The sequence below is a fragment of the Streptomyces sp. MS06 genome (genome assembly GCF_047200655.1).
GTDB lineage: Bacteria > Actinomycetota > Actinomycetes > Streptomycetales > Streptomycetaceae > Streptomyces.
In genome coordinates this window covers 1-9,840 of record NZ_JBJZOJ010000109.1, presented here as the reverse complement: position 1 = coordinate 9,840, position 9,840 = coordinate 1, and the positions used below count along the sequence as shown (strand labels likewise).

Genomic DNA, 9,840 nt, shown 5'->3' with positions numbered 1-9,840 from the left:
ACGGTACGGCGGACGGGGCGGATCCGGCGGTCCCGGTCACCCGGACGCCGCAGCGCGGGTCGTGCCGGAGCGGGGTGCCGGAGAGCGGTCCGCCGCCGAGATCCAGTGCCTCTCACGGGTCTGCCGCCGACCGCCGGGCGGAGGTCACGGTATCCGGGGAGCGGAATTCTTCCTGCCGCACCGGTCGAATAATCGGTTGAATCCTGGCAAGGTGGGCGCATGGCTGATCGGGGAGCGAGCGCCCTGTCACTCCCGGAGGACTGGCCCGCCCACCCGGATCCGATCCTGGCGCTCAACCGCATGGGCAGCTTCGACTGGGACCTGGACACCGCTCTGTTCCACATGGACGCCCAGGCCCTCGAGGTCTTCGACCTGCGCCCGGAGGAGTACGGCGGACGCCGCGAGGACCTCTCCGCCCGGGTGCCGCCGCACGAGGAGCGGCGGCTGGACGCCCTGATCGCCCGCGCCATCAAGGACGGCAGCGAGAACTACGGCGCCTACTTCCGCATCCGCTGCCGCGACGGCAGCCTGCGCTGGACCCACACCCAGGGCTACATCCGGCGCGACGGGACCGGCCGCCCCCGGCGCATCATCGGCATCGTCCGCGACGCCACCGAGGAGCTCGCCGACCCGGCCGCGCACCGCGAGGACGACGTCCTCGACGACACACGCCGGCAGCAGACCAGCGTCGTCCAGCTGGCCACGGCCGCGCTCGCCCACGCCCGCACCGTGAAGGACGTCATCGACGTCCTCAAGGACACCCGGGGCCTCACCCACCTGGGCGCCAAGAGCCTGGTCGTGGGCCTGATCGAGGCCGGCCGCATCCGGCTGATCGCCGAGGGCCCCGAGGGCAGCTTCGTACCCGGCACCCGGGTCACCGGGATCGACGAGCCCTACCCGATGAGCGAGGTCGTCCGCACGCTCGCGCCCCGCTTCATCGAGTCCCCGGAGGAGTTCGCCGCCGGCTACCCGATCCTGTGGCCGCACATCACCGACCTGAAGATCACCGCGGCCGCCTACCTCCCGCTCATCGTCCAGGCCCGCCCCATCGGCGCCATGGGGCTGCTCTACAGCGACCGGCGCAGCTTCACCACCGACGAGCGCAACATCCTTCTGGCCCTCGGCAGCAGCATCGCGCAGAGCCTGCAGCGGGCCATGTTCTACGAGCAGGAGATGGACATCGCCCAGGGGCTGCAGCACGCCATGCTGCCCCGCACCATCCCCAGCGTCCCCGGAGCCGACGTCGCCGTCCGCTACCGCGCCGCCACCATCGGCGGCACGCTGGGCCGGGACATCGGCGGCGACTGGTACGACCTGATCCCGCTGCCGGGCGGCCGGGTCGGCGCGGTCATCGGCGACGTCCAGGGTCACGACACGCACGCCGCCGCGGTCATGGGCCAGCTGCGCATCGTGCTCCGCGCCTACGCGGCCGAGGGCCACACCCCCGCGACCGTCATGGCCCGCGCCTCCGTCGTCCTCAACGAACTGGACACCGACCGGTTCGCCACCTGCCTGTACGCCGAGGCCGACCTGTCCACCGGCGTCGTCCAGGCGGTCCGGGCCGGCCACATCGACCCGCTGGTGCGGGCCGCGGACGGCAGCTGCCGCCGGATTCCGGTCGCCGGCGGGCTGCCGCTGGGGCTGTCCGCCGAGTTCGGCAGCCTGCAGTACCCGGTCGCCACTCTGGAACTGGACCCCGGCGACACCCTGGTGCTGTGCACCGACGGCCTGGTCGAGGAGCCCGGTTCCGACGTCGACGACGGTATGCGCAGCCTCCTCGCACTGCTCGCCTCCGGCCCCGGCGACGTCCGCGCCCTCGCCGACCGGCTCATCGAGGTGGCGGAGGAACGCGCCGGCGACGACGACGTGGCACTGCTCCTGCTGCGCCGCCGCGCCCTGGAGACCCCGGGGGCCGGAGGCCGCCTCCAGCAGCACGTCGCCCCCGGTGACCCCGAGGCGCTCCGGCAGGCGCGGCAGATGATCCGCGCCGCGGTCCGGGTCTGGGGCGCCGGGGAGCGGGCCGACGAGATCGAACTCGCCGCCGACGAGCTGGTCACCAACGCCCTGATGCACACCGAGGGCGCCGCAGTGCTCACCCTGCGCCTGCTCACCGGAGCCGACCGCCGGCTGCGGGTGGAGGTCGAGGACTCCTCCAGCGCCCTGCCGCGCCGCCGGGAAGCGGGGGAGTCGGGGGTCTCCGGACGCGGCCTGCTCCTGGTGGAGCTGCTCACCGAGTCGTGGGGCGTGGAGGCGCGGGGCGGCGGCAAGTGCGTGTGGGGCGAGTTCGTCGTTCCGCAGAGCGGCTGATCCGTCCCTCCGGGCGGTGGAGCTGAGGATCCGGGCGGGCGGTGGCACGCTGGACGCATGCCGGAACTCCCCGAGGTCGAAGCGCTCAAGGAATTCCTCACCGGGCACCTGGTCGGCCGGCAGATCGTCCGGGTGCTGCCGGTCGCGATCAGCGTCCTGAAGACGTACGACCCCCCGGCCACCGCGCTGGAGGGCGGCACGGTCACCGCCGTGCAGCGGCACGGCAAGTTCCTCGACCTCGCCGCGGACAACGGACTGCACCTGGTCACCCACCTGGCCCGGGCGGGCTGGCTGCAGTGGCGGGACCGGCTCCCCGACGGTCCGCCGCGGCCGGGCAGGGGTCCGCTCGCCCTGCGGGTCGCCCTGGAGACGGGGGAGGGGTTCGACCTGACCGAGGCCGGTACCCAGAAGCGTCTCGCGGTGTACGTCGTCACCGACGCCCGGCAGGTCGAGGGGGTGGCCCGGCTGGGCCCCGACCCGCTGGCGGCCGACTTCGACGAGCAGCGCCTGGCCGCTCTCCTCGCGGGCGAGCGCCGCCGGATCAAGGGCGCCCTGCGCGACCAGGGCCTGATCGCCGGAGTCGGCAACGCCTACAGCGACGAGATCCTGCACGCGGCGCGGATGTCACCGTTCAAACTGGCCGCTTCCCTGAGTCCGGAGGAGGTCCACGTGCTGTACGAGGCCCTGCGCGCCACCCTCACCGGGGCCGTCGCCCGCTCGCGCGGGGTCGCCGCCGGCCGGCTCAAGGCGGAGAAGAAGTCCGGTCTGCGCGTCCACGGCCGCACCGGGCAGCCCTGCCCGGTCTGCGGGGACGCCATTCGCGAGGTCTCCTTCAGCGACTCCTCGCTCCAGTACTGCCCGGACTGCCAGACGGGCGGCAAGCCGCTCGCGGACCGCAGGATGTCCCGGTTGCTGAAGTGACGCGCCGCCGCGCCGGGACCTGCGTGCCCCAGGGACCTGCGTGCCCCAGGGACCTGCGTGCCCCAGGGACCTGCATGCCCCAGGGACCTGCGCGCCGTGGGGCACGTGCGACGTGGGGTTCGTGCGACGTGGCTCCTCCGCGCCCCCGTCGGCGGCTCCGCGTCGCCGTGCCCGGGCCCGACGGCGGTCCGCCGGGCCCGCCCCGGTCCGCCGGGAGCAGCGCCGGCTGCCGAAGGCGTCCCCGGTGCCGCTACCGGGTGCGGGTGTCCACGGTGACCAGGCGCCGGCCGTCCGCGGTGCGCACCTCGTAGTGGTCGATCTGGTCGGGGTGCAGGGCGGCGCCGCCCTGCAGGGTGCTGGGACCCTCGGCACGGCCGGGGACCGCCCAGCTCGTCACCGTCTGCTCGGAGCCGTCGCGGCCGACGGCCACCAGCCGGCAGGAGCGGTGGCCCGAGCCGTCCCTGATCCTCAGCTCGACCCGGCTGCCCCACGCCTCGTCCCGGGCGACGATCTGGGCCCACACCCCCGAGCGCGCGTCGGTCGCGGCGAGGGGGGCGACGCCGTGTCCGCCGGCCGCCACCACCGCCACGGCGGAGCCGCCCAGCGACAGCAGCACCGACGCGGCTACCGCGAACCGGAACCGCCGGCGGGCCGCGCGGCGGCGGGCCGTGATCCGGCCGAGCAGCCGGTCCAGCAGGATGTCGCCGGGGCGCGCCATCGGGTGCACCGGGCGTGGGGTGGCCGACCGGTACAGCAGCAGCTGCCGTGCGGTGGGGCCGAAACCGGTCACCTGCGCCGTGCACCGGGGGCAGTCCGGGAGGTGGTCCTCGAATCGGAAGGCGTCCGCCGGATCCAGCACGCCCAGCGCGTACGCGGCGGCGTCGTGATGCCTCTCCAGGGGACTCATGCGCATCCTCGTGCCGTTGAGTGGGGGTGGGGTTACTCCTTGCTCCCACCCGTACGCACCGGACAGCCGAATCACTCAAGCCACGCACGGAATCGCCCTAGGGGTGTTCGGAGCGGGGCGGGCCGCGGATTGGTCCGCCCCGCGGAATGTCCCGCAACGGCTCGGCGGTGCCGGACGAAGCGCTTGCGAGGGCAGGTCAGAACAGGTGGATCGCCAGGTGCCCGAGGGGTAGTCCGAGCCGCCAGGCCGGTGTCCACACCTGGGGGCCGTCGTCCTCGCCGACGCCGCCCGCGCCGTCCGGCACCGCGTCGAGGTCCGGCGCGAGCAACTCGGTCTCCTCCAGCCACCGCCACGCGGACTCGGCCAGTGCCAGGTCCGGAGCCGGCCGGCGGGCGGCGGCCGCTTCCGCGGAGCACGCCGCCAGGCGCTCGCGCACCCAGTTCTGCCAGGGCTGGTCGTAGGCCGTCAGCGACAGCCAGGTCTCGAGTTGGGAGACGACCCGGATCCCGGACAACTCGCCCTCGGTGTCGGACAGGAACACGGTGAGCGCCAGCGCGTCCCGTCCGGCGCGGAACTCGAACGACGTCGGCGGCATCAGATCGCCGGTCCGCAGCAACTCGTCCGCGATGTACTCGGCGTACAACCAGGCCATGGGAACGCTCAGTTCACCGCCGCCGGTGTCGTCCGTGCTCTGTTGACCTCTGTCCAGCATCCCTTCCTGCCTTCCTTCGGTGCTGCGCGTAGCCCGATGCCGGACCCCGCGACAGGGTCCCGGTCCGGAACACGGATGAGGACAGCCGATTACTCAACCACGGTCCGCAGCAAGGCGCTTTACGAAGGATTTACCGATCGCTCGGTTTCGTCGCAGGTCGGCCGCGTATCCGGACAGGATTCGGCGCAGGAGCCACGGCATGTGGTACAAGCGCGACTTCACGGTACCGGGAGCGACGTGCAGGGGTGCCGCCGCTCCCGTCCCACTCGTCCCGTGGAGGCACCCGGGCATCACGACGTCACGCCGGCCCGGAGTGAGAGTCTTCACACCGGCCCGGACGCCGGCTGCGGCGGGGCCCACCCGCTGGGCGGTCGTCCTCCGCGGGGGTGCGGGTGGTCGCGGCCGGGACGCGTGCGGTGGGCCGCGTCCGGTGCGCCGCGGGCGGGGGCGTCCGGGCGGGGGCGTGCGTCCGGCCGGGCGCAGGACGGTCGCGGCGTCGGGGGATCGGGTCGAGGCGCGGCCGCTGCCCCGTCCGGCGCACGCCGGACGGGTAGAGACGGCGCCCGAACCGTTTGCGGCGGCGGCTGACCTCATACCTATCTGTGCGTAAATATGACTGCAATGGGGTGAGTGATGTTCGCACGCAGACACCAGGTGGCTCTGGCCCTGACGGCCGTACTCGCCGCGGCGGCCGCCTGCCAGGCCCACGACCACGAGCAGCGACCGCCCGCCGGCTCCGGGCGCCCGGCACCCACGGCCTCGGCCGCCCGCGGGTTCACCCTCGTCGCCACCGGCGAAGTCCTCCCGCACACCTCCGTCATCGACCGGGCCCGCTTCGACGCGGGGGGCGGCGGCTACGACTTCCGGCCCATGCTCGCCGGGGCCGGACCGCTCGTCTCCCGTGCCGACCTGGCCCTGTGCCACATGGAGACCGTGTACGGAGCGAACGGGAACTACAGCGGCTACCCCACCTTCAAGTCCCCGCCCCAGATCGCCCAGGCCCTCGCAGCGACCGGCTACGACGGCTGCTCGACCGCCTCGAACCACACCCTCGACGACGGCGCCGACGGCATCAGCCGCACCCTGGCCGCCCTCGACGCGGCCGGCGTGCGCCACGCGGGCGCGGCCCGCACCCAGCAGGAGGCCGACTCCGTCACGATCATGCGGGCCGGTCCCGCGAAGCTCGCCCACCTCGCCTACACCTACGGCACCAACGGCCACCCCATGCCCCCGGGGCAGCCCTGGGCCGTCAACCTCATCGACGCGGACCGCATCGTCGCCGACGCGCGCGCCGCCCGCAGTGCGGGCGCCGACGTGGTCGTCGTCTCCCTGCACTGGGGCACCGAGTGGCAGGACGCACCGGACCGGCAGCAACTCGCCCTGGCCCGCCGCCTCACCGCCTCCCGCACCGACGGCCGACCCGACATCGATCTGATCCTCGGCACCCACGCCCATGTCCCGCAGGCGTACGAGAAGGTCAACGGCACCTGGGTGGTCTACGGCATGGGCGACCAGATCGCCGGCGAGATGTTCAACGGCACGGGTGCCCGGGACCGGCGCGGCAACCAGTCCACCCTGGCCCGCTTCACCTTCGCCCCGCCGGCCCGGCCGGGCGGCCGGTGGGACGTCGTCAAGGCCGAGTTCGTACCGCAGCTCTTCGACATCGACGCGGGCCGGCTGGTGAACCTCAACCGCGCCCTTGACGAGGGAGCGGAGGTACGCGGGACCCGCGACCGGATCAGGAGCGTCGTGCTGAGCCGGGGCGCGGCCGAGGACGGACTGGTGATGGGGAAGTAGGACGCCGCGCGCAAGGCCCCCGGCCGCCGGGAGACGCTCTCGGCGGCTGCCCGCGGCCGCCGTCCCCCGGTACGCGGGCTCCGTGCGGCACCCGCACCGGGCCGGCCGCCCGAAGCGACGCCCCGCGGCGCCGGGGAGGGCGGTCCGTGCCCGCTCCGGCCTACGGCACCACGGTCACCGGCCACCGCCCGGCCTTGACCAGGCGCACGGCCACCGAACCGACGAAGCGGTGCCCGGCCTGCTCGGACGCACCCACCACCACGGCGTCCGCCCTGAGGTCGTCGGCGGCCTCCACCAGACCGCTGTACGGGTCCCCGCGGACGGTGTGGAACTCCCAGCGCACCTCGAAGATGCCCCTGACCCGCTCGGTCGCCTCCCGGATCTGCCGGACCAGGTCCTCGGCGATCTCCTCGGTCGTCCCGGCCACCGGCGCCCCCATCGCCGCACCCGCGGCGAGCACGGGCTGCACGTACACGACGGCGAGCAGCGCCCGCTGGCGGCGAGCCAGCCCGCCCGCGTACGCCGCGGCCCGCAGCGAGGAGTCGGAGCCGTCCACCCCGACCACGATGACCTTCGGCCCGTCCGTGCCCCGCTCGAACGGCCGGGCGTGCTGCTCTGTCACACCGCGAGGCTATCCGACGGCCCCGCTCCGCCCGGCGGCCGGGAGGTCGCGCCCGCTCGGCCGAACGGCGGCGGACGCCGCCGCAGCCCTGCGCCGAACGGGTGATTTCCTTCCGCCACGCCGGTGTCGTCGTGGTGCGCCGCCCTCTTCGGGGGTGAGGGATGACTCATGAAGAAGGATCAGTTGCTCACCCGGCGCCGGGCGCTGCTGGCCGGGGCCGCCGCAGTCGCGGCGGCCGGTACGGCCGGTGTCGTCGAGCTGGCCGCCGGCGGGAAGCCGGCCCGCTCCGCACCGCCCGCCGGCGGCTCTCCGGCGCACCCCCTCCCGCAGAAACCATCCGCCTACCGCCTGCGGCCCCTGACCGGCTACGGAGGCGCCCCCCGCGCCCCCCACGGCACCCCCGTGCGCCACAAGCCGCTGATGGAGGTCCCCGCCCGCGGCCGCACCATGGTGCTGACCTTCGACGACGGGCCCGACCCCCGCTACACCCCGCACATCCTCGACACGCTCCGCGAGTACGACGTGCGCGCGACGTTCTTCGTCTGCGGCGAACAGGCCGAGTGGAACACGAAGTTGCTGGCCCGGATGGCCGACGAGGGACACGTCGTCGGCAACCACACCTGGTCGCATCCGCTGCTGACCAGGCTGAGCCGCTCCCGGATCCGCTCCGAGATCGAACGCACCAGCGATGTCATCGAGGACGCCTACGGGGAGCCCCCCCAGTGGTTCCGGGCGCCCTACGGGGTCTGGAACCGCGCCACCTTCCAGATCTGTGCGGACCTGGGCATGGACTCGCTGGCCTGGACCATCGACACCGAGGACTGGACCAGGCCCGGTACCGGCACCATCGTCCACCGCGTCGAGCACGGCGCGGCCCCCGGCGTCGTGGTGCTCTCCCATGACGCCGGGGGCAACAGGTCCCAGAGCGTGCAGGCGCTGCGCAGCTATCTGCCGCACCTCCTGGATTCCGGCTACCAGCTCACCGTCCCGCGGCGGCAGTACGTCTGACCTGCCGCCGCCAGACCCCCACCGCTCCGGCCGGGCGGGCCCTGAGCCCGCCCGGCCGGAGCCGGGCTCAGCGCACCTCGGCCAGGCGGGCGAAGACGACGACGTTGCCGTCGTAGCCGTGCTGCTTGGAGAAGCCTCCGCCGCAGGTGATGACCCGCAGTTCGGGAGCGCCCTTGGAGGCGTAGACGCGGTCGCCGGGGAAGTTGCTCTTCGAGAAGACCTCGATGCCGTAGATCCTGAAGACCGCCGTCTTGCCGTCCCGGCGCCGCACCTCGATGCTGTTTCCCTTCTTCAGGGCCCCGAGTCCGTAGAACACGGCGGGGCCCTGCATGTTGTCGACATGCCCCACCACGACGGCGGTGCCCTTCTCGCCGGGCGACACGGCACCGGTGAACCAGCCCGCCAGGTTGGGGTCCTCGGGAGGCGGCGCGTCGACCCAGCCGTCCGCGCCCAGGCCCACCGGCATCACCGGCGCGTCGACCCGGATGGCGGGGATCCGCACTCTGTCGGCCACCGAGAAGGGCAGCGCCCGGGGGCCCTGGCCGGCGGAGCTGTGGAGACTGCCGGCGTCGGCCGCAGCCGCCGACGCCGGCTGCGGCGGACCGACGTCGAACTCCCCCGAGCCGTTGCGGATGAGCGCGAGACCGGTCAGCAGAACGAGCGCTATCACGCCCCAGGGGGCGCGCTTCCTGCCGCGCTCCTCCTCTTCGGCCAGCTCGGTCAGCTCCGACGCAGACATTCGCCATCCCCTCTCGACGCGGCCTGCACCGCGTCATGTCGCGCATACGCGCAACGCTAAGTCCGCCGCAGGGAACCGGCGACAAGGCAGAGGCGAACGAGTGGCGCGTGCCGCACCCTGTGCGCCATCCGGGGCGAGCTGGAAAGGAAATTTCTGACAGTGTGTGACCTGCGGTGATGTCTCTCCGTGCGTGATCTTCGCGGCCTGTCGGCTCACCGGGACGGACCATCCCCGAAATGCGCGCACCGCCGCCGCGTCCGAGGGTCGAGCCGGGAGGCGCTTTCTCGCCGATCGACCGGGGACGGGCCCCGGGGCGCCTTCCGCGGAGGATCACATGCGCAGTTCTCGTGCCCTGGCGGCAACGGCCGCCGCGGTCGCCGTCCTCGGGCTGTCCGCCCCCGCGGCCGTCGCGTGGGACCAGCCGAGCAACATCGTCGCCCTGCCCAGCGTCATCGCCCAGGGCGGGCAGCTCACCGTCACCGTCGACGGCTGCCGCAACGGCGGCACCATGACCTCGGACGCGTTCCCCACCACCAACCTGTCCCCGATCCACGGCGCCAACGAGACCGCGAAAGGCACCGCGACGGTCAACAGCAACGCCAGCCCCGGCTCCCACGGCATCACGGTCAACTGCTCGGGGAAGACGCTGACCAATCCGACCGCCTTCACCGTCATCGGCGGTGTCCGCGGCGGTCTGGGCGGCAGCAGCACCAGCGGAGCGACCCCCACCGACATGGCCATCGGCGGCGGTCTGGTGGCCGCCGCTCTGGCCGGCGGTGGCGTCTTCTGGATGCGGCGCCGCGCCGAGAAGCGGATCTGAGGCCGAC

The 9,840-nt window shown here is 73.8% G+C and carries 9 protein-coding genes; 5 read left to right on the top strand and 4 right to left on the bottom strand.

All coding sequences use genetic code 11. The features are described 5' to 3' along the window. Positions 1–219 precede the first annotated feature (219 nt). Positions 220–2,307, top strand: a complete 2,088-nt coding sequence (locus ACL02U_RS32270) for a SpoIIE family protein phosphatase (protein ID WP_412794561.1) — start codon at positions 220–222, stop codon at positions 2,305–2,307. Positions 2,308–2,364: 57 nt separating this feature from the next. Then, on the top strand, positions 2,365–3,228 hold the full coding sequence (locus tag ACL02U_RS32265; protein ID WP_412794560.1) for an Fpg/Nei family DNA glycosylase: 864 nt from the start codon (positions 2,365–2,367) through the stop codon (positions 3,226–3,228). Between the two features lie 250 nt (positions 3,229–3,478). On the opposite strand, the gene ACL02U_RS32260 is transcribed toward ACL02U_RS32265, so the two are convergent. Both ACL02U_RS32260 and ACL02U_RS32255 read right to left on the bottom strand, forming a co-directional pair. Continuing rightward, positions 3,479–4,135 carry a zf-HC2 domain-containing protein gene (locus ACL02U_RS32260; protein ID WP_412794559.1) on the bottom strand — a complete coding sequence of 219 codons (657 nt, stop codon included), beginning with the start codon at positions 4,133–4,135 and terminating at the stop codon, positions 3,479–3,481. A 196-nt stretch (positions 4,136–4,331) separates the two neighbouring features. Beyond that, complete coding sequence (locus ACL02U_RS32255; RefSeq protein WP_412794558.1) at positions 4,332–4,847, bottom strand: hypothetical protein; 516 nt, start codon at positions 4,845–4,847, stop codon at positions 4,332–4,334. Between the two features lie 633 nt (positions 4,848–5,480). On the opposite strand from ACL02U_RS32255, the gene ACL02U_RS32250 reads away from it, so the two are divergent. Continuing rightward, positions 5,481–6,644, top strand: coding sequence for a CapA family protein (locus ACL02U_RS32250; protein WP_412794557.1), 1,164 nt, complete (start codon positions 5,481–5,483; stop codon positions 6,642–6,644). 160 nt (positions 6,645–6,804) lie between these two features. On the opposite strand, the gene ACL02U_RS32245 is transcribed toward ACL02U_RS32250, so the two are convergent. Next, on the bottom strand, positions 6,805–7,266 hold the full coding sequence (locus ACL02U_RS32245; protein WP_412794556.1) for a universal stress protein: 462 nt from the start codon (positions 7,264–7,266) through the stop codon (positions 6,805–6,807). Positions 7,267–7,434: 168 nt separating this feature from the next. On the opposite strand from ACL02U_RS32245, the gene ACL02U_RS32240 reads away from it, so the two are divergent. Continuing rightward, positions 7,435–8,274, top strand: coding sequence for a polysaccharide deacetylase family protein (locus ACL02U_RS32240; protein ID WP_412794555.1), 840 nt, complete (start codon positions 7,435–7,437; stop codon positions 8,272–8,274). 67 nt (positions 8,275–8,341) lie between these two features. Here the strand turns inward: ACL02U_RS32240 and ACL02U_RS32235 are convergent, their stop codons facing one another. After that, on the bottom strand, positions 8,342–9,013 hold the full coding sequence (locus ACL02U_RS32235; protein ID WP_412794554.1) for a class F sortase: 672 nt from the start codon (positions 9,011–9,013) through the stop codon (positions 8,342–8,344). A 334-nt stretch (positions 9,014–9,347) separates the two neighbouring features. Here ACL02U_RS32235 and ACL02U_RS32230 point away from each other — a divergent pair, with 334 nt between their 5' ends. Continuing rightward, positions 9,348–9,833 carry a hypothetical protein gene (locus ACL02U_RS32230; RefSeq protein WP_412794553.1) on the top strand — a complete coding sequence of 162 codons (486 nt, stop codon included), beginning with the start codon at positions 9,348–9,350 and terminating at the stop codon, positions 9,831–9,833. Positions 9,834–9,840 lie beyond the last annotated feature (7 nt).